Here is a 24476-nt window from a genome sequence, read left to right as displayed (position 1 = left end):
GTGACGAGGCCCAGGAAGTCCGCCAAGCGCTCCGCCGCCGGTCGGCCCGACCGGCCCGTGGAGGACGAGATCTGGCACCGCGTCACCCGGGAGCTCACCGACGACCTCGCCGTCGACGCGCTCGCCCGGGACCGGGCCGGCAAGTCCCCGCTCGACGAGCTCGCCCGCCTCCAGGAGGCGGGGCTGCCCGCGCTGCTCACGCCGCCGAGCCCGGACGGGCGGCGCGGTGCGGACTGGCGGGCGGCCTCCGCGGTGATCCGGGAGATCTCCACGGCCGACAGCTCGATCGGCGAACTCCTCGCCCATCACTACGCGTTGGCGTGGAGTGCGCGCTTCTTCGGCACCGAGGACGGGAAGACCGCGACCGAGCCGGTGGAGACGGTGGCGGAGCGGGAGGGCTGGCTGCTGGCGGGCGGCGTGGAGTCGTCTCGTGCGGAGACGGGGACGGAGACGCCCGACCTCGTCCTCACGCCGGAGAGCACCGACGAACCCGGGAGCCCCGAGGGCGGCGGCTTCGTGCTCGAAGGCCGCCGGTACTTCGCCTCCGGCGTCACGGTCGCGGACCGGCTGGTCGTCGGCGCGCGGTGTACCGGGACCGGCGACTTACTGATCGTCCTCGTGGACCCGGCGCACCCGGCCGTGTTCACCGAGCCCGCCACCGACCGGCTGGGCCAGCGCCTGTCCGGTGCGGGAACCGTGACGTTCGACCGGGCGCCCGTCGCCGCGGAGGCGGTCCTCGGACGGGTGCCGCGCGACGAGCACGACGTCACGCCGTACGCCGCCCTCGCCCCGCTCGCCCTGCGGCTCCTCCTCGTGCAGGTCGGGCTCGGCATCGCCGAGGGCGCACTGGCCGAGGCCCGGGACGTCAGCCGGGCCGGCCACGCCGCGCAGCCGCACAGCGTACGGACCGCCGCCGGGCACGCGGTCACGTACGCGCCGCGCGACGACGACCCGTATCTGCTGCTCGCGTACGGCGAGCTGGCCACCGCCGCGCACGCCGCGGCCTCGGTCGCCGGGCGCGCGACGGACGCCCTGGCCCGGGGCCTCGACGCGGGCGGGAGCCTGGGCGTGGAGGAGCGGGCGGACATCGCCGTCCTCGTCGCCGCGGCGGAGGCGGTCACCGACCGCGCGGCCGTCCATGTCACCACCCGCATCCTGGAGCTCGTGGGCTCCGCCGACCGCCCCGAACCCGCGGGCTCCGGGCCCGGCTTCGACCGCTTCTGGCGCAACGCCCGCGCCCTCACCGCCCGCCACTCCCCCACCCACCGGCTGCGCGACATCGGCGACCACTACCTCAACGGCACCCACGCCCGGCTGACGCTCCCCGTGTGATCCCCCGCTCCCGGGCCCATGCTGGGAGCAGGAGCGACAAGGGACGTACGTGGAGGGAAGTCGGATGGGTCTCGAGATCATCGCCGGAGTGGACGGTTCCGCGGAGAGTCTCGCCGCGGCCGACTGGGCCGCCCGCGAGGCGGGACGGCGCGGGCTGCCGCTGCGTCTCGTGCACGCCTGGCTCTGGCAGCCGCTGGACCTGCCGCTCGTACAGGAGGAGGGCGACCAGCAGCGGCTCGCCGAGCACGTCGCCGAGGAGGCCGCGACCGCCGTGGCCGCGGCGCACCCGGACGTCGCGCTCAGCGCCGAGGTGGTCCCCGACACGCCTGTCCCCGGGCTCCTCGGCCTGCAGGAGCGGGCGGCGATGGTCGTCATCGGCTCGCGCGGGCACGGCCCGGTCGCCGGCTTCCTGCTCGGCTCGTACGGACAGCAGATCATCGCCGGCGCGGAGCGCCCGGTCGTCGCGGTGCGACCGGGGCGCGGCGGGGAAGGGGCGGGCGACGACGACTCGGGCGAGGTCGTCGTCGGGCAGCTGGGCGGCGCGGACGACAGCGCCTCGGCGCTGCGCTTCGCGTTCGAGACCGCCGCGGCGCGCGGGGCCGTCCTGCGGGCCGTTCGCGCGTGGAGCCTACCGCCGCTGTACGCGTACAGCCCCGGCTCGATGCGGCTGGCGGACGAGGCGGGTGGCCTGGTGCCGTTCGAGGAGAAGGCGCTGCACGAGGTACTGGCCCCGTGGCGCGAGCGGTACCCGGACGTCCGGGTGGCCGAGCACGTGGAGATCGGCAGCGCGGGCGAGGTCCTCCTGTCGGCCTCCGCCTCCGCCTCTCTCCTGGTCGTCGGCCGCCGCGCCAAGCGGGGCGCGGTGGGCCCCCGCATCGGCTCGGTCGCCCACGCCGCGCTGCATCACGCGAACTGCCCGGTGGCGGTCGTCCCGCACGACTGACCGACGCCCTCCCGGCGCCGTCCCCCGAAACGTCGCTCCGGATGCCGGGGCGGCGGCGCGCGCCGAGACTGGCCGCATGCGACCGCACCGCGATCACGACGACACCCGCCTGCCCTCCGCCGACCTCCCCAGGTCGGTCACCGGCCCCGGGCGCCGCGGGAGGCGCGGGCCGCTGCGGACGACGGCGGTGGTGCTGGCGGGCGCGAGCGGCGCCGCGGCCGTCCTGGCGCTGACCTCCGGGGCGTCCCCCGTCTCCACCGCCGGCCCGCCCGGGACCGCCGCCGCCCCTCTGAGCACGGCCGAGACGTACGCGGAGCAGGTCGTCGAACTCGCCAACGCCGAACGCGAGCGGGCGGGTTGCGGTGCGCTGCGGACCACGGCCCGGCTGACGGCCGCCGCGCAGGCGCACGCCGACGACATGGCCGCGCGCGGCTACTACGAGCATGAGAGCCCGGACGGCCGGGACGGCGGCGACCGTCTCACGGCGGCGGGGTACGACTGGCGGGCCTGGGGCGAGAACATCCACCGGGGCCCGAAGAGCCCGGCGCGGGTGATGCGGGACTGGATGGGCAGCCCGATCCACCGCCGCAACGTCCTCAACTGCACCTACAAACATGTGGGCGTCGGCGTCAACCTCCGTGCGAGCGGCCCCTGGTGGGTCCAGGACTTCGGCGCGCCGCAGAGCTAGGACCCGACACCTCAGGACGGCTTCGCCAGCGTCTGCACCCACACCGTGCCGTCGGGCCCGGGTACGGCGGCGACGCCGGTGTCACGGAAGCGGCAGTCCAGCATGTTGCGGCGGTGGCCGTCGCTGTCCATCCAGTCGCCGACGACCGCGCCGGGGTCCCGGCGGCCCGCGGCCAGGTTCTCGCCGACCAGGCTCCACCGGTAGCCGGCGGCGCCGACCCTGGCGTCGACGTTCCGGCCGTCGGGGCTCGCGTGGTCGAAGTAGCCCTGCGCCACCATGTCCCGGGCGTGCGCGCGGGCCGCCTCGACGAGCCGCGGGTCGGTGCGCAGCGGCCCGCAACCGGCCTCGGCCCGGCGCTGGTTGACGATCCGGGTCAGCCGTTCCACAGCCGAGAGCCGCGGCGCGGTACGGGAGGCCTTCGGCGTGGCGGTGACGCTGGGCCGCGGCGGGGCGGACGGGGACGGGGGCGGCTCCGTGGTCGCGGCGGGCGTGACGGGCGGGGCGGCAGCGGGCCGTACGGGACCGGGCGGAGCATCCCGCTCCGGCCACAGTGCGACGAGCAGTGCCGCGGCGACGACGGCCGCGCCCCCGGCGAGCGCGACCCGCCGCCCGCCCGAACCACCCGCCCGGGGCCCCGGAACACCGCCGGGCCCGGGCGCGGGAACGCCGCCGTGCCCGTCCCTGGGCGCGGGAACACCACCGGGCCCGGAGACGGAAACCTCCCCGAACCCCGCCGCGACCGTCTCGTACGAGCCCGCCCCCGGCAGCCCCGCCCCCGCCCCGAGCAGCGGCGTGATCAGCGCGAGGCCCGCCAGGAGGCCCTCGGCCGGGGCCAGGCCCGACCATGCGCCGGAGCAGCTCCGGCACTCGCGCAGGTGCCGGGCTATGCGTTTGCGCCAGAGCGGCGAGGGCCGGCCGTCCCAGGTCGCGATCGTGTCGGCGAGTGCCGGGCAGCGTGGCTCGGCCGCCAGGGCCCGGACGATCCCGCGGCCGGTCTCCAGCTGTTCCTTCATGCGCCGCACCCGGACGGCCGCGTGCCCCGGGTCGACGGCCAGCGCCTCGGCGAGTTCGGCGCGGTCGAGTTCGCCGGCGGCCTCCAGCCACCACAGGGCGAGCAGCTCGCGGTCGTCGGCGTCGAGCCAGCGGGTCGCCCGGGCCACCTCGCGTCGCTGCCCGGACAGGCCGAGGCGCAGGATGGTGAGGTCGACGAAGTCGCCGGCCGGGTCGGGGGTCTCGGCCACGGTGTCGAGGCCGGTGAGCGGCTGCTGCTGCCGGGTGCGCCACCTGCGGCGTATCTGGTTCATCGCGATGGCGATCAGCCAGGAGCGGAACCGTGCGGGGTCGCGCAGCGCGTCCAGGCCGTCGAGGGCGCGGACCATGGTCTCCTGCACGACGTCGTCGACGTCCGCGTGCCCGTCGAGGGCGCGGCCGACGATGTTGTAGACGAGCGGGAGGTACGCCGCGGCCAGCGCCTCCCGGGCCCGCGGGTCGCCCGTCCGCGCGGCGTTCACCAGCTCCTGGGCGCGACGCTCGTCGCTGTGCATGTCCGTGCTCCCTCGTCCCTGATCCGTGTCCCGTCGTTCGGGAGATCCGCGGAGGACCGTGGGATGACGGTTATGCGCGCGCCGCGACCGGAATTCTTCGTTCAGACGCTACGACGTGGGGACTGTGGGGTGTCGGGCGGGTGCGGCAGATACGGGACGGTGGCACCGCCGCCGGCCCGGACGGCCGCGACGACCGCGTCGTGCAGCTCCCGGCTCTCCTGCTCCGAGGTGCACGGGACGGGGCTGCCCGCCATCGTGAACCAGTCGGAGGCGCCCGTGTACTGCACGGCGACCCGTGCCTCGTCGTCGACGTAGGTGGTGTGCACGGTCAGATCGCCCGTGACCACACCGCCCTCCTCGGTGAGAACCCCGCCGCGTCCGGTGTAGACCCCGGCCGTCGTCCATGATGCCCAGCTCATTCCCCCAGGTTCACACCGTGGTTCGGGATCCGCCACCGGCGGGACGAGGTCGTTCCGGATCGGCGCCGGTGCGGGGCGTACGGGACCGCCCCGGCAGGACGGGACGCCTGCCGGGGCGGTACGCGCGGTGCGGGCGGCTGTCGCCGCCGCGGATCAGCCGAGGCTCGCGACGGCCTCGTTGAAGGTCGCGGACGGGCGCATGATCGCCGCGGCCTTGGTGACGTCGGGCTGGTAGTAGCCGCCGATGTCGGCAGGGGAGCCCTGGACGGCGTTCAGCTCGTCGACGATCTTCTGCTCGTTCGCGGTGAGCGTCTCGGCGAGCGGCGCGAAGGCCTTGGCCAGCTCGGCGTCGTCGGTCTGCTTGGCCAGCTCCTGGGCCCAGTACAGGGCGAGGTAGAAGTGGCTGCCGCGGTTGTCGATGCCGCCGACGCGACGGGTCGGCGACTTGTCCTCGTTGAGGAAGGTCGCGGTGCCGCGGTCGAGGGTGTCGGCCAGGACCTGGGCGCGGGCGTTGCCCGTGGTGGTCGCCAGGTGCTCGAAGGAGGCGGCCAGGGCGAAGAACTCGCCGAGGCTGTCCCAGCGGAGGTAGTTCTCCTTGACGAGCTGCTGGACGTGCTTCGGGGCGGAGCCGCCGGCGCCGGTCTCGAACAGGCCGCCGCCCGCCATCAGCGGGACGACGGAGAGCATCTTGGCGCTGGTGCCCAGCTCCAGGATCGGGAAGAGGTCGGTCAGGTAGTCGCGCAGCACGTTGCCGGTGACCGAGATGGTGTCCTCGCCGCGGCGGATGCGCTCCAGGGAGAACTTGGTGGCCTCGACCGGGGAGAGGATCTTGATCTCGAGACCCTCGGTGTCGTGCTGCGGCAGGTACTGCTCGATCTTGGCGATCAGCTGCGCGTCGTGGGCACGCTCGGCGTCCAGCCAGAAGACGGCCGGGTTGCCGGTGGCGCGGGCGCGGTTGACGGCGAGCTTGACCCAGTCCTGGACCGGGAGGTCCTTGGTCTGGCAGGCGCGGAAGATGTCGCCCTCGGCGACCTCCTGCTCCAGGACGACGTTGCCGGCCTGGTCGACCAGGCGGACGGTGCCGGCGGACGCGATCTCGAAGGTCTTGTCGTGGGAGCCGTACTCCTCGGCCTTCTGGGCCATGAGGCCGACGTTCGGCACCGAGCCCATGGTGGCCGGGTCGAACGCGCCGTGGGCGCGGCAGTCGTCGACGACGACCTGGTAGACGCCGGAGTAGCTGCTGTCCGGGAGGACGGCGAGGGTGTCGGCCTCCTGGCCGTCCGGGCCCCACATGTGGCCGGAGGTGCGGATCATGGCCGGCATGGAGGCGTCGACGATGACGTCGGACGGCACGTGCAGGTTGGTGATGCCCTTGTCGGAGTCGACCATCGCGAGGGCCGGGCCCTCGGTGATCTCGTCGTCGAAGGAGGCCTTGATCTCGTCGCCCTCGGGCAGCGCGGACAGGCCGGCCAGGATGGTGCCGAGGCCGTCGTTCGGGGAGAGCCCGGCGGCGGCCAGCTTGGCGCCGTAGGTCTCGAAGGTCTTCGGGAAGAAGGCGCGGACCACGTGGCCGAAGACGATCGGGTCGGAGACCTTCATCATCGTGGCCTTGAGGTGCACGGAGAAGAGGACGTCCTCGGCCTTGGCGCGGGCGACCTGCTCGCTCAGGAAGGTGCGCAGGGCGGCGACGCGCATGACGGAGGCGTCGACGACCTCACCGGCGAGGACCGGCACGGACTCGCGCAGCACGGTGGTGGTGCCGTCGGCGGCGACGTGCTCGATGCGCAGGGCGCCGGCCTCGGCGATGGTGGTGGACTTCTCGGTGGAGCGGAAGTCGTTCTCGCCCATGGTGGCGACGTTGGTCTTGGACTCGGGGGTCCAGGCGCCCATGCGGTGCGGGTGGGTCTTGGCGTAGTTCTTGACCGAGGCGGGGGCGCGGCGGTCGGAGTTGCCCTCGCGCAGGACCGGGTTGACGGCGCTGCCCTTGACCTTGTCGTAGCGGGCGCGGATGTCGCGCTCCTCGTCGGTCTTCGGGTCGTCCGGGTAGTCCGGAAGCGCGTAGCCCTGGCCCTGGAGCTCGGCGATCGCGGCCTTGAGCTGCGGGATGGAGGCCGAGATGTTCGGCAGCTTGATGATGTTCGCGGCCGGCGTCTTGGCGAGCTCGCCGAGCTCGGCCAGGGCGTCGGCGATCCGCTGCCCCTCGTCCAGGTACTCCGGGAAGCCGGAGATGATGCGCCCGGCCAGGGAGATGTCGCGGGTCTCGACGCCGACGCCGGCCGTGGCGGCGTACGCCTGGACCACGGGGAGGAACGAGTACGTCGCCAGGGCGGGCGCCTCGTCAGTGTGGGTGTAGATGATGGTCGAGTCAGTCACCGGGTGCTCCGCTCCACGTCTGCGTATGCGAGATTGCTCGACATCAAGATATCTCGTGATCGCGGTGCGAGGGAAAGGGCCCTCGGTCACATGGCGCGGAACCGTGCACACGGGTGACCTCGCCGCCCGGACACGCCGGGCCTTCGGACCGCCGAAGGCGCGTGGACGCGGGGATCCGGGGCAGTCGCTCAGGGCGAGGAGGAGGTGGCGGTCATGGGCACGGACTTCTGGGGATACGCCGAGACGTCGGGACACGCTCCCGGAGCGGAGCTGATCGGCTACCGGGTCGAGGCGTCCGACGGACACATCGGGAAGATCGACAAGTATTCCGAGGACGTCGGCCGGTCGTACATCGTCGTGGACACCGGGCCGTGGATCTTCGGCCATCGTGTCCTGCTCCCGGCCGGTCTCGTGGTCATGATCGACCCGGCGGACGAGACCGTGCACCTGGCCGCCACGAAGGCGGAGATCAAGGACGCGCCGCCGTTCGAGAGCGGTCAGCACGAGGACGACCTGCCGTACCTGCAGCTGGTCGAGCGGTACTACGCGAACCGGCACATGTGAGGGGCTGGACGCCATGACCGTGCCCGTGCCGCCGGACCCGGACACCGTCCCGGTCCCGCCGCCGCCCGCCCCGCCGAACCGGCCGGACCCGAACGCCCCGCGGCCGGCGCCGCCGCGCCCGCTGCCGGATCCGGACCCGGTGCCGCACGACCCGCACGCGCCGGATCCGGACGAGGATCCGCCGGTCCATCCGGAGCCCGGCACCGAGCCCGTACCGAAGCCGCCGGACTGATGGCAGGGTGGCCTCGGCGCGCCCGGGTCGGCCGGGTCGAAGGTGACGGAGGGGACGGCGGATGGCCGCGCAGTTCGGGGACTACCAGTACGAGATCTACCTCAACGGGCTCGCCGGGGTGCTGCCCGAGCTGCCGATGACCTTCGCGGGCCTGGAGGCCGGGGCGGAGGCGGCGCTGCCGCCGTCGGTCTGGTCGTACGTGGCCGGGGGCGCGGGCAACGAGCACACTCAGCGCGCCAATGTGAGCGCCTTCGAGCGCTGGGGGCTGGTGCCGCGGATGATGGTGGGCGCCAAGGAGCGCGACCTCGGCGTGGACCTGTTCGGCCTCACGCTGCCGTCGCCGCTGTTCATGGCGCCGGTCGGGGTGCTCGGACTGTGCGCGCAGGACGGGCACGGCGACCTGGCGGCCGCGCAGGCCGCCGCGGGGACCGGCGTGCCGATGGTCGCCTCGACGCTGAGCGTGGACCCGATGGAGCAGGTGGCGGCGGAGTTCGGCGGGACGCCGGGCTTCTTCCAGCTGTACACGCCCACGGACCGCGATCTGGCGGCGAGCCTGGTGGGGCGGGCCGAGGCGGCGGGGTTCAAGGGGATCGTGGTCACCCTGGACACCTGGGTCACCGGCTGGCGGCCTCGGGACCTGGCCGGTTCGAACTTTCCGCAGCTCCGGGGTCACTGCCTGGCGAACTACACGTCGGACCCGGTGTTCCGGGCCCGGCTGAAGGACTCCCCGGAGAGCAGTCCGCAGGCCGCGGTCATGGAGTGGGTGTCCGTCTTCGGCAACCCGCTGACCTGGGACGACCTGCCCTGGCTGCGTTCCCTGACCGATCTGCCGCTGATCCTCAAGGGCATCTGCCACCCCGAGGACGCGCGCCGGGCCCGGGACGGCGGCGTCGACGGCCTGTACTGCTCCACCCACGGCGGCCGGCAGGCCGACGGCGGCCTGGCCGCGCTCGACATGCTGCCGGGCGTGGTGGAGGCCGCCGAGGGGCTTCCGGTGCTGTTCGACTCCGGGGTGCGCTCGGGCGCGGACGTGGTCAAGGCGCTGGCACTCGGCGCGACGGCGGTGGGCGTGGGCCGGCCGTACGTGTACGGCGCGGCCCTCGGCGGCGCCGCCGGGATCGTCCATGTGCTGCGGTCGCTGCTCGCCGAGGCCGACCTGCTCATGGCCGTGGACGGTTATCCCACGCTCGCCGACCTGCGCGCGGAGGGTGCGCTGCGTCACCTCTGAGCCCTACCCCCTTGATCGATCAAATGGGGGACGGGTTAGCATATGAGCGCCGCCTAGCTCGAAAGATAATCCTGTGACTGTCAAAGACGACTCGTTCACCAACTGGAAGCACCGCGAGGAGATCGCGGAGTCGATGATCCCGATCATCGGGAAGCTGCACCGTGAGCAGGACGTCACGGTCCTGCTGCACAGCCGCTCCCTGGTGAACAAGTCGGTGGTCAGCATCCTCAAGACCCACCGATTCGCCCGGCAGATCGCCGGCGAGGAGCTCTCGGTCACCGAGACCCTGCCGTTCCTGCAGGCTCTGACCACGCTGGACCTGGGCCCCTCCCAGATCGACATCGGCATGCTGGCCGCGGAGTACAAGGCCGACGACCAGGGTCTGTCGGTGGAGGCCTTCACCGCGCAGGCCGTGGCCGGCGCCACGGGCGACAACAAGATCGAGCGCCAGGACGGCCGCGACGTCGTCCTGTACGGCTTCGGCCGCATCGGCCGCCTGGTCGCCCGCCTGCTCATCGAGAAGGCCGGCTCCGGCAACGGGCTGCGGCTGCGCGCCATCGTCGTCCGCGGTGGCGGCGACCAGGACCTGGTCAAGCGCGCCTCGCTGCTGCGCCGCGACTCGATCCACGGCCAGTTCCAGGGCACGATCACCGTCGACGAGGCGAACAGCACGATCGTCGCCAACGGCAACGAGATCAAGGTCATCTACGCCAACGACCCGTCCGAGGTCGACTACACGGCGTACGGGATCGACAACGCCATCCTGATCGACAACACGGGCAAGTGGCGTGACCGCGAGGGCCTGTCGAAGCACCTGCGCCCCGGCATCGACAAGGTCGTCCTGACCGCCCCGGGCAAGGGCGACGTCCCGAACATCGTGCACGGCGTCAACCACGACACGATCAAGCCGGACGAGCAGATCCTGTCCTGCGCCTCCTGCACCACCAACGCCATCGTCCCGCCGCTGAAGGCCATGGACGACGAGTACGGTGTGCTGCGCGGCCACGTGGAGACGGTCCACTCGTTCACCAACGACCAGAACCTTCTGGACAACTACCACAAGGCCGACCGCCGCGGCCGCTCCGCGCCGCTCAACATGGTCATCACGGAGACGGGCGCCGCCTCCGCCGTGGCCAAGGCGCTGCCCGAGCTGAAGGCGCCCATCACCGGCAGCTCGATCCGCGTCCCCGTCCCGGACGTCTCGATCGCGATCCTGAGCCTGCGCCTGGGCCGCGAGACCACCCGCGACGAGGTCCTCGAGTACCTCCGCGACGTCTCGCTGCACTCGCCGCTGAAGCGCCAGATCGACTTCACCACGGCCCCCGACGCCGTGTCCATGGACTTCGTCGGCTCGCGCCACTCCTCGATCGTCGACGCCGGCGCGACCAAGGTCGACGGCGACAACGCGATCCTGTACCTGTGGTACGACAACGAGTTCGGCTACTCCTGCCAGGTCATCCGGGTCGTCCAGCACGTCTCCGGCGTCGAGTACCCGACCTTCCCGGCTCCCCAGGTCTGACCCTCCGGGCCGTCGACCCCGACGCCCCGCCCGTCACCCGTCCCGCCCGGACCGGCACCGCCGGTCCGGGCGGGCGCGTTTCGGCACTGGCGCCGCGTGTCTCGAACGCTCGCCTCCGGCGGCCCGGACGCTTGCACCCGCAGATCGTCGCAATCTCCTTTCCGCGCCGCGATCGCGCAGTTCAACCGGCGCGGCACCGTCGTACCGGACGCCCGCAGCACCTTCGCGGCGAATTCGCGGCCAGGCGGAGGGAAGTGTCTCTTTTTGAACGCCGTTCTTCTTTCCGGTTCTACTGTTCAGCACTGAACGACCGAAGCCGTCGCCGTCGATCTTTCCGTCCGGTCGGGAGCGGGCGACGTCCGCCCGGCGGCGCGGTCGGTCCGCCGGGTGCGGCGATCACGCCCCGTACCACTGGCGGTTCACGAACGCCGGGAGGGTCGTTCCGTGCCGCGAGTTCCGCGCCCCTATCCGCATCCACGCCCTTTCGAGTGGCTTCGGAACGGACCGCCCGGGTGCCCTCCAATGACCGGACCTGCCCGACGGAACGGGAATCCGACGCAATACCGGGAGCTGTTCCGTGGCATCCGGAGAAGCCTCGCCCAATTCCCCTCCGTCGAGGCCCTTCGCGGGCAATTCGCTGAAGGAAAGGCAGCAAAGCAACCGCCACGTCACCCCTCCCCGTGACGACCCGGAACCGCCCCCGCGCCACTCCCCCACCACGGACGAACTCCACGTCACAGTGGGCTCGTTGGGTGTCTCCACCCGCCAACGGCCGCACGGCGCCGCCGCGGTGCCACCGAATATGCCCGTCGCATACCCAACCCCCTTGACGTCATTGATGGTTTACGATCAGTCACCGACTTCGGCCGTCCCGCATTGACAGTCCGCTCCCCACTGAGGGTTAATTACCTGACAACTAGGCAGGTCAGGCTGCGGGAGGTCCATAAGAGCGGCGCGGGGGCGGCATCGGCACACCAGGCGAACTCTTTCACGCTGGGGGGAAGAATGAACCGGCTCGACAATTTCTCCGTCCCTGATTTTCACCTGCCGTTCGGCAACGCGAAGCACCCTCAGGCGGCGCGTGCCAACGAGGAGGCCACCGCCTGGGTGGTCCGGCACGGGCTCGTGACCGACGCCCTCGAGCAGTTCTCCGGCATCGGCTGCGGCCACCTGGCCGGCCGGGTCAGCGGCGACGTGCCGTACGAACGGGTCGCCCTGCTGGCCGAGTGGATGGCCTGGTCGTTCGTGCTCGACGACCAGCACGACCACCTCATACGCAACGGCCAGCTGGCGGCCTGGCGCCCCGTCGTGGGCGCCATCACCGCGTACCTGGACACCGGCAGGGCCGAGGAGTCCGGGGACGAGCGCAACCCGTTGGTGAGCGGCTTCGTCGACGTCTGCGGGCGCATCGTCTCCGGGATGTCCGAGGCCTGCGCGGCCCGTTACCGCGCGCACGTCCGGCTGGTGCTGCGCTCGCTGGACCAGGAGGCGGGCAACCGCGGGACCGACGGCCGCCCCACCGTCGAGGACTACGTCCTGATGCGCCGCAACAGCTCCCAGCTCCTGCCGATGATGGACATGGTCGAGGCGGGTCTCGGCATCGACCTGCCGCCGCGGATCATCGAACTCCCGGACTTCCAGGAGGCCGTGGCGAGCACCCTGGACGTCATCTCCTGGGGCAACGACGTGTTCTCGCTGCCGAAGGAGTACGCCTGCGGGGACACCAACAACCTGGTCTCCCTGATCTCCGCCCGGCAGGGGCTCTCGCTGCGCGAGGCCGTGCACGAGGTCGAGAACCGCATCCAGCTCCGGATCGAGGACTATCTGGCCGCGAAGCAGCGCCTGTTCCATGCTCTGGACGCCGGTCGGGGGACGGACCCCGCCCTGCGCGACGCGATCTCCCGGTGCCTGCGCACCTACGAGGACTGGATGATCGGCGCGGACCTGTGGCAGCGTTACGAGTGCACGCGATACAGCGACGAACGGTTCGCGGCCGGGCTGGAGTCCGCGTACACCCGCCCGGATCTGGTCTCGGTGGCATGACGGGGAGTCGGCCCGTGGCACATGTGGAAGAACAGTCCTCGACGGCGGTCCCGGCCGCCCCCGCGCCCGGCCGGCTGCCGCTGCTGGGCCACGCCCTGCAGCTCTGGCGACAGCCGATCGGCTTCCTGGAGTCGCTGCGGGAGCACGGCGACATCGTGCGGCTCGACATCGGCACCTGGCCCGTGTACGTGGCCACCAGCCCCGAGCACGTGCACGCCGTACTCGTCCAGCAGGCCCGGCAGTTCGGCCGCGGCCGGGTCTTCGAGCGGCTGCGTCCGATGTTCGGCAACGGCCTCGTGACGACGGACGGCGAGTTCCACCGCAAGCAGCGCCGGATGATGCAGCCGGCGTTCCACCGTGACCACATCGCCGACTTCACCAAGGCCATGTGCCGCAACGCCGAGGAGATGTCGGCGTCGTGGACGGACGGCCGCGAGGTCTCGGTGGTCACCGACACGCGTCGCTACGCGATGCAGTCGGTCGCCGACATGATGTTCTCCGGGGACCTGAGCCAGGCCGCCGCCGACGAGGTGCACCGCTCCCTGCCCGTCGTGCTGGAGGGCATGCTCCTGCGCGCCGTCATGCCCAAGGCCCTGGACCGGCTGCCCGTCCCGATGAACCGGCGCTTCGACGCCGCCGCCGCGCGGCTGCGACAGGTCATCGACGACGTGATCGCGCAGTACCGGCTCGAGGACTCGGACGGCCGGGACGCCCTGCATCTGATCCTCTCCTCCAGGGACCCCGAGACGGGCGCGGCGATGAGTCCCGAGCAGGTGCGCGACGAGGTCATCTCCATCATGTTCGCGGGGACGGAGACCTCCGCGACCACCCTCGCCTGGATCTTCCACGAGCTCGGCCGGCACCCCGAGGCCCAGGAGCGGGTGCAGGACGAGGTCGACCGGGTGGTCGGGGAGCGGCCGGTACGCCCCGAGGACCTCGCGGAGCTCACGTACACGCGCAACGTGTTCCAGGAGGCGCTGCGGCTGCACTCCCCGCTGTTGTTCACCCGGCGCGCGCTGGCCCCGCTGGTCCTCGGCGGGGTCAGGATCCCGGAGGGCGCGGAGGTCGGCTACAGCCCGTACGCCCTGCACCGGGACCCCGCGCTGTACGGCGACCCGACGGTGTTCGACCCGGACCGCTGGGAGAAGGAGGGCGGGGAGGCGACGCGCTCCCACCGGTACATCCCGTTCGGTGCCGGTCAGCACAAGTGCATCGGCGACTCCTTCGCCGTGGCGGAGATCCTGGCGGCGGTGGCGAGCGTGGCACGCCGCTGGCGGCTGACTCCCGCGCCGGGGGTCGAGGTCCGCGAACTCCCGGCCGGCATCCCTCAGCCCAGTTCGCTGCCGATGATCCCCGTGGCGCGCCGCTGACCGGGCCGAAACGCGCCGGACCAGCGGCGAAGCGCGCACGGTACACCATCTCACCTGTGTACAGGGCGGGTTGAAAGAATACGGAGCGAAACCGCGCCGACACGCCCCGGAGGTCATACACTCGGCCGCACACGCAGGAGGGGCGGGAATGTCATCTGTCACGGAACCCAGGGGCGAGACCACACACCCGCTGCTCGAACGGGAGTCCGAGGTACTCGACATCCACCGCGCCGTGGACGAGCTGCGCGGCAGCTCCGACCTCGGCCCGGCGGCCCGACGCGGCGGCGTGCTCACGTTCGCCGGCTCCGCGGGCATGGGCAAGACGACGCTGCTGTACGAGGCCCGGCGGTACGCGGCCGAGCGCGGCTGCACGGTGCTGTTCGCGCGCGGCGGTGAGCAGGAGCGGCAGGTCCCGTTCCATGTGATGCGCCAGCTCATGCAGCCCACGTTCGCGGCGATGAGCGAGGAGGAGCGGCAGACCGCGCTCGGCAACTGGTACCCGATCGTCGCTCCGGCGCTCGGTCTCACCGCCTCCCCGCAGGGGCCGTCGGCGCCCGACCCGCAGGGTGTGCGCGACGGACTGGACTGGGTGGTCACCCAGTTGACGGTGCGCAGCGCGCCGGTCGTCCTCGTGCTCGACGACGCCCACTGGGCGGACGCGGAGTCGCTGGCCTGGCTCACCTCGTTCGCGGGGCGGGCCGAGGAGCTGGGCATGGTCATCATGGTGGCCTGCCGTCAGGAGGAGATCCCCACGGACGCGGCCGCCCTGCGGTCGCTGATGGGGCGGCGCGGGGCGCGTCCGCACGAACTGTCCCCGCTCACCACCGGCGCGGTGGCGCGCATCGTGCGCGAGACGCTCGGGTCCGGCGCCGACGACGTGTTCTGCCGCGAGTGCTGGGCCATCAGCGGCGGCAACCCCTTCGAGGTCGTCGAGCTGGCGATGAAGGGCCGGGAGCGCGGACTGCAGCCGCACCAGGACAGCATCGGGCAGCTGCGCGACCTGGCCTCCGCGGTCAAGGGCAACGGACTCGTCGAGCGGCTCGAACAACTCGGGCCGTCCACCGTGCGGTTCGCCTGGGCCGCAGCGGTGCTCGGCACCGCCGTACCGACCAACATCGTCGGCGGGGTCGCGGCGCTGGGCGAGGCCCAGGTCGCCGACTCCATCGAACTGCTCCGAGGCGCCCGCATCCTGACGGTGCTCACCAACATGCGCCGCCAGGAGGTCGTCGAGTTCTTCCACCCGCTCGTCGCCACCGCCGTGTACCGGTCGATCCCGCCGGGCGTGCGCGTCGCGATGCACGGCATGGCGGCGCAGGCCCTCATCAACGACGGGTACGGCGCCTCGTCCGCGGCGCGGCATTTACTGGAGATGCACCCCGAGGGCGACCCGTGGGTCGTGCAGCAGCTGCGCCAGGCCGCTCGTGACAGCTTCTCGGCGGGCGCGCCGGACGCCGCACGGCGCTATCTGACGCGGGCGCTGCGCGAGCCCCCGGACGCGGAGGACCGCGCCGAGGTGCTGTTCGAGCTCGGCTCGGCGAACCTCCTGCACGACCCGCTGACGACGATCAACCAGCTCCAGGCGGCCCTGGAGGAGCCGGACATCGAGTCGAACCTCCGCGAGGCGATCACGTACCGGCTGGCGCAGGCCATGGCCCACTCGGGCCGGCTGGAGTCGGCCTCCGAGCTGCTCTCCGAGGAGGCCCGGCGGGCCACCAGTGCGCGCACGCGGCTGCGCATGCAGGCGGAGCAGTTCAAGTGGAACTCGGTGCGTGCCGACGAGGAGAACTCGCCCGCCAGGTCGCGGCTGCTCGCCCAGTTCGCCAAGCGGCTCACCGGCCGGGGTCTGGCCGAGCGGCACATCCTCGGCCTGCGGGCGTGGGACTCGACGCTGCGCTGCGAACCGGCCGCCACCGCGCTCGAATACGCGGACCAGGCGCTCGAGGGCGGTATGAGCTGGACCGACCAGGACTTCGGCTTCGAGGTCCCGGCCGTCGTCGCCATCGCGCTCATGTACTGCGACCAGCCCGGTCGGGCGGAGGAGCTGTTCAACAAGGGCATCGTCGACTTCGAGCTGAAGGGCTGGCGCGGCGCCCACCTGTCGTTCCTGTACACGCTGCTCGGGTACGTGCGCTACCGGCGCGGACGCCTCGTCGAGGCCGAGGACTTCGTGCGCAACGGGCTGGAGATCGCCGAACGGATCGGTCACGACATCCCGGCCCAGTGGTACGCGGTCGGCACGCTGATCGAGACGCTCATCGCCCGGGGCAACATCGAGGAGGCCGAGGAGGTGGCGCGCCGGTACGGTCTGGCGAACGGGTTCCCGCGCGCCATCGTGTACCCCGACCCGCAGGCCGTGTACGGCAAGCTGCTGCTGGCCCAGCGCCGGTTCGGCGAGGCGCGGAAGCAGCTCACCGCGGCGGGCCGGCGGCTCGACCTGCGCGGGATCCGGAACCCGTCCTGGAGCCCGTGGCAGCTGGACCTGGCGCTCGCGGAGGCGGCCGACGCACCGAAGCAGGCCGCGGCGACGGCCGCCGAGGCGGTGGCGCGGGCCCGCGCGTTCGGGGTGCCCAGCATCATCGGCCACGCGCTGCGCGTCGAGGCCGCGACGGCGGACCCGACCCGGGCGGCCTCGCTCCTCCACGAGGCGGTCGTTCATCTGGAACAGTCGCCCGCGGCGTACGAACTGGCCCACGCGCTCGTCGAGCACGGCACGGCCCTGTACGCGATCGGCGACCAGCACCAGGCGGCGCAGCAGTTGTACCGGGGCATGGAGGCCGCCACGGTCTGCGGCGCCGATGCGCTGGCCTCCCGTACCCGCACACTGCTCGCCGCCGCGGGTCTGCGCCCCCGTCGCCTGCACACCTCGGAGCAGGACTCCCTCACGGTGTCGGAGACCGAGGCCGCGAGGCTCGCGGCAGAGGGTCTCACGACCGCGGCGATCGCCAAGGAGATGCGGAGCGACGCCCAGACGGTGTCGGAGCTCCTCTCCGCGGTCTTCACCAAGCTCGGCACGGACCGCAACGGCCTCCGCCGGGCCCTGGAGAGCTGACGCCCGCCCGGGCCGCCGACCCGCTGTCCTAGAGCACCGGGTCGGCGACTTGCGTGGTGAAGACCATCTGCAGTCTGCGGGCGTCCGCGCGTCGGTCGGAGCCGTAGTCGTGGTGCGTGGCCAGGTGGGCGAAACCGTGGGACGCCATGAGCGCGATGTACTCGGGTTCCGTGTACATGTCCATCTCGCTGTGGTCGGGGACCGAGTCACCGCCCACGTGGTAGACCAGCTCACGCACCCGGGTCCGGCCCCGGTAGTACTCGTCGATCTCCGTCCTGATCAGGACGTCGCCGACGAGGAGTTCGTCGGAGTGGTGGGTGCGCAGCCCGACGTCCGGCAGTTCGGGGAAGTGCTTGGTGTCGACGACGAACAGGCCGCCGGGGCGCAGCGCGCCGCGCAGGGAGTCGAGCATGGCGCGGTAGGGGAGTTCGCCGAAGGTGGACCACATGCAGATCGCCGCGTCGAAGCCCGTCCCGGCGTCGATGGCCGATACGTCCTGAAGCGAGAACGTCACAGCCGGGCCGGCCTTGCCGCGGGCGACCTCGAGCAGCTCCGGCGAGTAGTCGATGCCCGTGACCTCGTAGCCGCGTGCTGCCAGCGCGAGGCTGTGCCGGCCGGTGCCGCAGGCCAGGTCCAGGACCGAACCGACCTCGTGGTCGCGGAAGACGCGGTCGAGGAAGGAGACCTCGCCTTCGGTGTCCACTCCCCCGGCCTCGGCGATCGCGTCGAAGTGCACTCCGAAGCGGCTGTAGAGCGTCTGCACGGTGGTCGGCTTCACGGCCGGACCACCTCCTCGCCGTCGCGGGCGGCGGCCTCGTCGGCGTCCGCCGGGGTCTTGTCCGGTTCGCGTACGCCGAGGCCGATGCACAGCGCGGCCCCGACGCCCAGTGCCGCGCACATGGACCAGACGGCGGCGTCGTGGAACTCGAAGAGGGCCGCCCCGATCGCGGGGCCGACGGCGTAGCCGATGGACTGGCTGGTGGCCATCAGCCCGATGTAGCGGCCGCGCAGCTCCGGCGGGGCGATCAGGGCAGGGTACGCGCTGACCGGCGGCGCGCTCACGATCTCGCCGAGCGTCCACACCAGGGTGCCCACGACCAGGATCCACAGCCCGGCGGGCAGCCCGAACAGGGCGACGCCCACGCAGAGCACCAGGCTGCCCAGGGCCATGGTGAGGCGCATCGGCAGCACCTGGAGGACCCGGGTGAGCGGGAGTTCGCCGAGGATCACGACCAGCGCGTTGAGCGCCACGAGGCTGGTGAACACGTAGTCGGAGTGGCCGCGGGCCGCCACCTCCAGGGGGAGCACCGTCTGGTACTGGATCTCGACGACGGCCACCAGGAACGTGCCCGCCACCACGAGCACGTACCGGCGGTCGCGGAGCGCGGGCAGGTAACCGCCCTTCGACGCGGCGGCGGAGCCGTCGCTCTTGCCGCGCGGCATGACGGGCAGGCGCCACAGCACCGCGGCGGCCACCAGGAGCGCGGCGGCGGCGTTCACGAAGAAGACCAGCGTGTACGAGACCTGGGCGAGCGAGGCGCCGAGCAGCGGCCCGAGGGTGGCACCCGTGTTCAGGCCGAGCCGCATCGCCGCCGAGGCCATGACCAGCCGGTCGGCCGGGGTGAGTTCGGCGAGCATCGCGGTGGCCGCGGGCCGGTACAGCTGTCCGGTGGCGCCCGCGCAGGCGATCACCACGAGGAGCAGCCACATGGACTCGCCGGCGAGCAGCGGGACGGCCGCGACCAGCAGGCCGTACACGGTCATCGAGCCGGCGATGGAGGCGCGCGCCCCGACCCGGTCGGTGATCGCGCCGCCGGCGAGGACGCCGGGGATGGCGCCCAGGCCGAAGGCGGTCAGCGCCATCCCGGCGCGGGCCGCCGGGTAGTCGGCCTCGCGGGTCAGGAACAGCACGAGGAAGATCGGGACGAAGCTGCCCATGCGGTTGATCGCGATGCCGACGAGCAGCACGACCACCTCGCCGGGCAGCTCCCGGAGGGTCCTGAGGACCCCTGCCGGCTTGGTTTCCGCCACTGTCTGTCTTCTCCTTCTGCCGTTCGTTCGTGCGCCGGTCCCGCCGGTCGCGCCTGGTTCCGCCGGTTCCGTCGGTCCCGCGGGTCCCGCGGGTCCCGCCTCAGCCGAAGCGGGGGTGCAGCCGGCTCTCCGCGTCCCGTATCCGCTGCCGGAGCGCCGCGCGCTCGTCGGCCCCCACCACGAGGTAGCCGGGCCGTTCGTGGCTGTAGCGCCATACCGGCACGCTGTCGCCGTCGGCGACCTCCACGTAGGCCTCGACGACGCCGTCCGAGGCCCGGCATTCCTCCACGCCCGTCACCCCGGCGACGCGCACGTCCTGCCAGGGCAGGAAGTGCACGGCGGCGTGCCGGTACGCGGCGGGCTCCGGCGGCGTGGGGGCGGCGCCCGGGATTACGGAGCGGACGGCCAGTTCGTACTGGTCGGCGCCGCTGACCAGGCGCGTGAGCAGCGGGATCCGGTCGCCGCCGGCGCGGGTGTGGGTCTCGATGACGAACGCCCGGCCGTCGGAGACCATGACCTCGGTGTGCGAGGCGCCGAGGGTGATCTCCAGCGCGTCCAGGCAGCGCCGGACGCATTCCGTGATCGCCTGCTCGGTCTCGGGCGGCAGGAGGGCCGGCACCTCGTGGCCGGTCTCGACGAAGTGCGGCTGTCCCGTGGTCGCCTTGGCGGTGATGCCGAGGATGCGGTGGTCGCCGTCGAAGGACACCGCCTCGACGCTGAACTCGTCGCCCCTGAGGAACTGTTCCCACAGCGCCCCGGTCAGCTCCTCCGCCCGGTCCCGGTACTCCCCCGGGGTCTCGACGTACGCGATGCCCTGGCTCCCCGTGCCCTCCGCGGGCTTCACGATCAGCGGGAAGTCCTTGTCGCCGGGCGTGTCCGTGCCGACGACGCCGAACGCCGGGCCGGGCACGGTGTCCGCGAGGACGCGCCGCATCAGCAGCTTGTTGCGGGCCCGAACGACGGCGCGCACCGGTACGGAGGGCAGGCCGAGGGCTTCCGAGAGCATGGCGGCGGGCAGCGAGCCCATCTCGGTGAACGACAGGACGGCTCGGACGGAGTCCGGCAGCGGCACCCGGAGCACGCTCAACGGGTCGCTCTTGAACGGCACATGGACGACGCCGACCGCGCCCGGCACCGACGCCGGGGGCTCGTCGACCGGGTCGACGAGCCAGAGGAAGGGGATGCCCAGGCGCGCCAGGGTCTCGTAGCCCTCGGCGGGCCTGGAGCCGATCAGGACGGCGATGCCGTCGGCCGGCGCCCCCTCGGGCAGCGTCGGAGCGATTGCGGCGGTCATGCTGTTCTCCTCGTTTCCCGGCTGTCGCCGGACTCTCATACCGGGCGCTCGGACAGCGCCACGTCCACCCCGACCAGGACCAGTGCGGTTCCGGTGATCGCGTCCATCGCACGCCGTACGGCCGGGTGCGCGAGCCGCTCGCGGAGCCTGCGTACGCCGAGGACGAGCAGGCCGAACCAGACGAGCCCCTCCAGGTCGTGCACGAGCGTGAGCACGATGCCGGTCAGGAGCTGCGGCGCGCCGTCGGGGATGAACTGCGGCAGCATCGCCATGTAGAAGACGCCGAACTTCGGGTTGAGCAGGTTGGTCGCGGTGCCGCGCCACCACAGGCGGACCAGGGAGTCGCCGCCCGCCGCCGGGTCCGCCTCGGGCATCGGGTCCGCCTCGGGCGGTGGCTCTGCCGGGGCGGGCGCCCCGGCGCCGTCCGGGCCGCGGCCCGGACGGCTGCGCCACAGCATGCCGAGCCCCAGCCACAGCAGATAGCCGGCCCCGGCGATCCGCAGCACCAGGTACGCCGCGTCGGAGGCGGCGAGCACGGCGGTGGCGCCCACGGACGCGGCCACGCCCCAGCACAGGGCACCGGTGTTGATGCCCAGGGCGGTCGCCATGGCGCCGCGCGGACCGACGGCCACGGCGGTCCGGAGCACCAGGGCGGTGTCCAGACCGGGCGTGATCGTCAGCAGCCCGGCGACCAGGGCGAACGACGCGAGCTCCGCGAACATCCCTACAGTCCCTCGCCCGTCGCCCGCAGCAGGGCCTCCAGCTCCTCCGGCGTGCTCGCCCCCGTCATCTCCCGGATCACGGCGACGGCCAGGTCGGCGACGCAGCGCTCGGTGAAGACGGTGGTCAGCGGCAGGTCGAGGCCGAACTCCTCGTTCACCGCGGCGATCATGCGGGCGGCGAGGAGCGAATGGCCGCCGAGTTCGAAGAAGTTGTCCCGCGCGCCGATCCCGGTGCGGCCCAGGACGGTGCTCCAGATCTCCGCCAGGGCGATCTCCAGTTCTCCGGAGGGCGCCACGTAGGCGGCGCTGAGCGTGGTCTGCCGCGCGGTGCCCGGGGCGGGCAGCGCGGCGGTGTCCACCTTGCCGTTGACGGTGCGGGGCCACTCCGGGACCAGGACCAGCTCGGCCGGCCGCATGTACTCGGGCAGCCGGGCCGCCAGCCGCTCGCGCAGCCGGGCGTGGACCTCGTCGACCGGGCCTGCGGTGACGGCGTAGCCGACGAGCGAGGGGTCGCCGCTCTCGGGCTTGTGCAGGACCGCGAGCGCGTCCTCCACGGCGGGGTCCTCGCGCAGCACGGCGGAGATCTCGCCGAGTTCGATGCGGAAGCCGCGGAGCTTGACCTGACCGTCCGCGCGGCCGAGGAACTCGATCGCGCCGTCCGGCCGGAACCGGCCGCGGTCGCCGGTGCGGTACATCCGCGCGTGCAACGGGTCGCCGGCGGCGAACGGGTTGGGCACGAACGCGGCCGCCGTCAGGTCGTCCCGGCCCAGGTAGCCGCGGGCGAGGCCCACGCCGGAGATGTGGATCTCGCCCACGACGCCGGGCGGCACGGGCCGGTCCTGGGCGTCGAGGACGTACAGCCGGGCGCCGGGCAGCGCGGGCCCGAGGTGCGGGCGTTCGCCGCGCACCTCGCCGACCGCGGCGTTCACGGTCGCCTCGGTGGGGCCGTACACGTTGTAGAACGCCGGGCCGCTCTCCGCGAGCCGGGGCCACAGGGACTCGGGTATCGCCTCGCCGCCGACCAGCACCAGTTCGGGCCGGTAGCCGGTGGAGTCCAGCAGGCCGCGCTGCACGAGCAGGGCCAGGAAGGACGGCGTGACGTCGAGGACCTGGAGCCGGTGCCGCTCGGCGAACTCCAGGAACAGGCCCGGGTCCTGGCGGGAGGCGTCGTCGTACAGGTACAGCGTGCACCCGTACAGGAGGGTGAGGATGCGCTCCACGGAGCCGTCGAAGGCGAGCGAGGCGGTGAAGCCGGCCCGCAGGCCCGCGCCCTCGGGATCGTGCCGGCGGTAGATCCGCTCGCGGTGCGCGCGGGCGAGGTAGACGGCCGAACGGTGCTCGATCTGGACGCCCTTGGGGCGTCCGGTGGTTCCCGAGGTGTAGATGACGTAGGCGAGGTCGCTCACCCCGCGCTCCACCTCCTCCGGCCCGGCGGCCGGAGCCGCGCCGTCCAGGAGGTCGGCGACGGTGATCACCGGCACCGGCAGTTCGCCGGCCGGCCGCTCGGGCAGATCGGTGACCAGGAGCGCGCTGCCGCTGTCGCCGAGGATGAAGCCGATCCGATCCGCGGGCGTCGCCGGGTCGAGCGGGACGTACGCCATCCCGGCGCGCCACACGCCGAGCACCACGGCGACCATCTCGGCGCTGCGCTCCACCAGCAGGCCGACCCGGGCGCCCGGGCCCAGGCCCTGGCGTCGCAGCCCGTCCGCCACGACCGCGGCGCGCGCGTCGAGTTCGGCGTAGGTGAATCCGTGGCCGGCGGCGTGGACGGCGAGGCGGTCCGGGGTGCGGGCGGCCTGCCGGGCGAACAGCTCGTAGACGTGTCCGGCCTCGTACGGGGTCTCCTCAGGCGCGTGCCCGAAGCCGGCGAGCACGTCACCCGTGCCTGCCACGGTCAGCAGGGCCAGCTCGGCGACCGGACGATCCGGGTCGGCGGTCAGCCCGTCGAGCAGGACGCCGAGGGACGCGCCCAGGGACTCGGCGGTGGCCCGGCCGGCCGCGGAGTCGTGGCGCAGGGTCAGCCGGAGGGACCCTGGGCCGCGCAGCACCTCCAGGCCGAAGGCCAGGGGCTGGGCGGCGTCCAGGTCGGCAAGGGCCTCGACGGCGGCGTCGGAGCCCAGGGCCAGGTCGGTGAAGAGGACCGGGCGGCGCGGCTCGCGGGCGTCGCAGTCGGCCGTGCCGCGGGGCACGTCGTCCCAGCTGAAGTGGTCGGTCAGGGCGAGGAGTCCGGCGCGCTGCACGGCCAGCCGCTCCACGAGCTCGCGGCCGGTCTCCTCCTCGCCGAGCCCGGCGGCGAGCGGCAGGTGCCAGGAGAGCAGGCCCGCGGTGGTCGCCAGGTCGGGGTAACGGCGGCGGTGGTCCACGTGGACGCCGCACTGGAAGTCGCGGTCGGCGTTGTGGCGCCACAGGACGACGAGCCAGGCCGCCAGGACGACGGTGCCTGCGTCGGTGTCGAGCTTCGCCGCGAGGTCGGCGATCCGCGCGCGCAGAGCGTCGTCGACGGCGAGTTCGACGCGGCCGCCGTCCTCGTCCGCTTCGGCCGCGGGGCCGTCGGTGTACGCGTCCTGGCCGAGCCGCGGGGACTTCAGGCCGGGTGCGAGCGCGAGGGAGGTCGCGGAACCCTCGGGCTCCTGGGTGCGCATCTGCTGCTGCCAGGCCGCGTACTGGCCGATCTGCACGGGCTCGGCGGGCTCGGCGCCTTCGAGCAGGTCCAGCAGTTCGGCACCGAGGGCGGCGAGGCCCGCGGCGTCGACGGTGCGGGCGGAGAGCGACAGGGCCAGCTCGGCCGGGGCTCCGTCGCCGCCGGGCCGGTGCTCGACCCGCAGCGGCAGTCCGGGCAGCGTGGCGGTCGCGCCGCCCGCCGGACCGTCCGGCTCCTGCCACTGCAGGGCGGCCGGGGCGTGGACGGCGTTCACGACGCCGTACCCGGCGGGGGCGGGGACCACGCGGCTGCGCAGCGCGTCGTGCCGGGCTACCAGGCGCCCGACGGAGGCTCGGACGTGCGCGGTGTCCCGGGCGGCGTCGAGCCGCAGGACGAACCGGGCCGCGGCGTCCCGGTCGGGGGACTCGGCCTGCTGCAGGGCGGCGATGTGGTGCGCGATCTCTTCGGTGCTCAACGTGCGTCC

Annotated in this window: 18 protein-coding genes; 10 read left to right on the top strand and 8 right to left on the bottom strand. The window is 73.1% G+C overall.

Annotated features, from left to right (window positions below; translation table 11 throughout):
* The 3 genes from R2D22_RS33405 to R2D22_RS33395 all read left to right on the top strand — a co-directional run bounded on the left by R2D22_RS33405 (position 1) and on the right by R2D22_RS33395 (position 2963).
* Positions 1–1332 carry an acyl-CoA dehydrogenase family protein gene (locus tag R2D22_RS33405; RefSeq protein WP_318108878.1) on the top strand — a complete coding sequence of 444 codons (1332 nt, stop codon included), beginning with the start codon at positions 1–3 and terminating at the stop codon, positions 1330–1332.
* A 64-nt stretch (positions 1333–1396) separates the two neighbouring features.
* On the top strand, positions 1397–2275 hold the full coding sequence (locus R2D22_RS33400; RefSeq protein WP_318108876.1) for a universal stress protein: 879 nt from the start codon (positions 1397–1399) through the stop codon (positions 2273–2275).
* Between the two features lie 76 nt (positions 2276–2351).
* Entirely contained in the window at positions 2352–2963 is a 612-nt protein-coding gene (locus tag R2D22_RS33395) for a CAP domain-containing protein (protein WP_318108875.1), read from the top strand.
* A gap of 11 nt (positions 2964–2974) precedes the next feature.
* On the opposite strand, the gene R2D22_RS33390 is transcribed toward R2D22_RS33395, so the two are convergent.
* From R2D22_RS33390 to R2D22_RS33380, 3 genes are all read right to left on the bottom strand, one after another.
* Positions 2975–4507, bottom strand: coding sequence for a sigma-70 family RNA polymerase sigma factor (locus R2D22_RS33390; protein ID WP_318108873.1), 1533 nt, complete (start codon positions 4505–4507; stop codon positions 2975–2977).
* Between the two features lie 101 nt (positions 4508–4608).
* Positions 4609–4926 carry a hypothetical protein gene (locus R2D22_RS33385; protein ID WP_318108872.1) on the bottom strand — a complete coding sequence of 106 codons (318 nt, stop codon included), beginning with the start codon at positions 4924–4926 and terminating at the stop codon, positions 4609–4611.
* Positions 4927–5079: 153 nt separating this feature from the next.
* A complete protein-coding gene (locus R2D22_RS33380; protein ID WP_318108871.1) occupies positions 5080–7299 on the bottom strand; it encodes an NADP-dependent isocitrate dehydrogenase in 2220 nt (739 codons plus the stop codon).
* A gap of 213 nt (positions 7300–7512) precedes the next feature.
* Here R2D22_RS33380 and R2D22_RS33375 point away from each other — a divergent pair, with 213 nt between their 5' ends.
* From R2D22_RS33375 to R2D22_RS33345, 7 genes are all read left to right on the top strand, one after another.
* Positions 7513–7863 carry a PRC-barrel domain containing protein gene (locus tag R2D22_RS33375; protein WP_318108870.1) on the top strand — a complete coding sequence of 117 codons (351 nt, stop codon included), beginning with the start codon at positions 7513–7515 and terminating at the stop codon, positions 7861–7863.
* Between the two features lie 13 nt (positions 7864–7876).
* Positions 7877–8095: a hypothetical protein gene (locus R2D22_RS33370; RefSeq protein WP_318108869.1), complete on the top strand. Its 219-nt coding sequence runs from the start codon at positions 7877–7879 to the stop codon at positions 8093–8095.
* A 61-nt stretch (positions 8096–8156) separates the two neighbouring features.
* On the top strand, positions 8157–9323 hold the full coding sequence (locus tag R2D22_RS33365) for an alpha-hydroxy-acid oxidizing protein (RefSeq protein ID WP_318108867.1): 1167 nt from the start codon (positions 8157–8159) through the stop codon (positions 9321–9323).
* Between the two features lie 73 nt (positions 9324–9396).
* Complete coding sequence (locus R2D22_RS33360; protein ID WP_318108866.1) at positions 9397–10842, top strand: glyceraldehyde-3-phosphate dehydrogenase; 1446 nt, start codon at positions 9397–9399, stop codon at positions 10840–10842.
* Positions 10843–11847: 1005 nt separating this feature from the next.
* On the top strand, positions 11848–12885 hold the full coding sequence (locus R2D22_RS33355) for a terpene synthase family protein (protein WP_318108865.1): 1038 nt from the start codon (positions 11848–11850) through the stop codon (positions 12883–12885).
* 14 nt (positions 12886–12899) lie between these two features.
* Positions 12900–14255 carry a cytochrome P450 gene (locus tag R2D22_RS33350; RefSeq protein WP_318108864.1) on the top strand — a complete coding sequence of 452 codons (1356 nt, stop codon included), beginning with the start codon at positions 12900–12902 and terminating at the stop codon, positions 14253–14255.
* Positions 14256–14403: 148 nt separating this feature from the next.
* Complete coding sequence (locus tag R2D22_RS33345) at positions 14404–17304, top strand: helix-turn-helix transcriptional regulator (protein WP_318108862.1); 2901 nt, start codon at positions 14404–14406, stop codon at positions 17302–17304.
* A gap of 28 nt (positions 17305–17332) precedes the next feature.
* On the opposite strand, the gene R2D22_RS33340 is transcribed toward R2D22_RS33345, so the two are convergent.
* From R2D22_RS33340 to R2D22_RS33320, 5 genes are all read right to left on the bottom strand, one after another.
* Positions 17333–18082 (bottom strand): class I SAM-dependent methyltransferase, encoded by a 750-nt coding sequence (locus R2D22_RS33340; protein WP_318108860.1) that lies wholly within the window; start codon positions 18080–18082, stop codon positions 17333–17335.
* Positions 18079–19335 carry an MFS transporter gene (locus tag R2D22_RS33335; RefSeq protein ID WP_318108859.1) on the bottom strand — a complete coding sequence of 419 codons (1257 nt, stop codon included), beginning with the start codon at positions 19333–19335 and terminating at the stop codon, positions 18079–18081. Before R2D22_RS33335 ends, R2D22_RS33340 begins: the two co-directional genes overlap by 4 nt.
* A gap of 100 nt (positions 19336–19435) precedes the next feature.
* Positions 19436–20629 carry an ATP-grasp domain-containing protein gene (locus tag R2D22_RS33330; protein WP_318108857.1) on the bottom strand — a complete coding sequence of 398 codons (1194 nt, stop codon included), beginning with the start codon at positions 20627–20629 and terminating at the stop codon, positions 19436–19438.
* 35 nt (positions 20630–20664) lie between these two features.
* Positions 20665–21351 (bottom strand): LysE family translocator, encoded by a 687-nt coding sequence (locus R2D22_RS33325; RefSeq protein WP_318108855.1) that lies wholly within the window; start codon positions 21349–21351, stop codon positions 20665–20667.
* Positions 21352–21353: 2 nt separating this feature from the next.
* A complete protein-coding gene (locus tag R2D22_RS33320; protein WP_318108854.1) occupies positions 21354–24467 on the bottom strand; it encodes a non-ribosomal peptide synthetase in 3114 nt (1037 codons plus the stop codon).
* Positions 24468–24476: the final 9 nt, after the last annotated feature.

It is taken from the genome of Streptomyces sp. HUAS YS2 (genome assembly GCF_033343995.1).
Lineage (GTDB): Bacteria > Actinomycetota > Actinomycetes > Streptomycetales > Streptomycetaceae > Streptomyces > Streptomyces solicathayae.
This window is presented reverse-complemented; position numbering and strand designations above follow the sequence as displayed.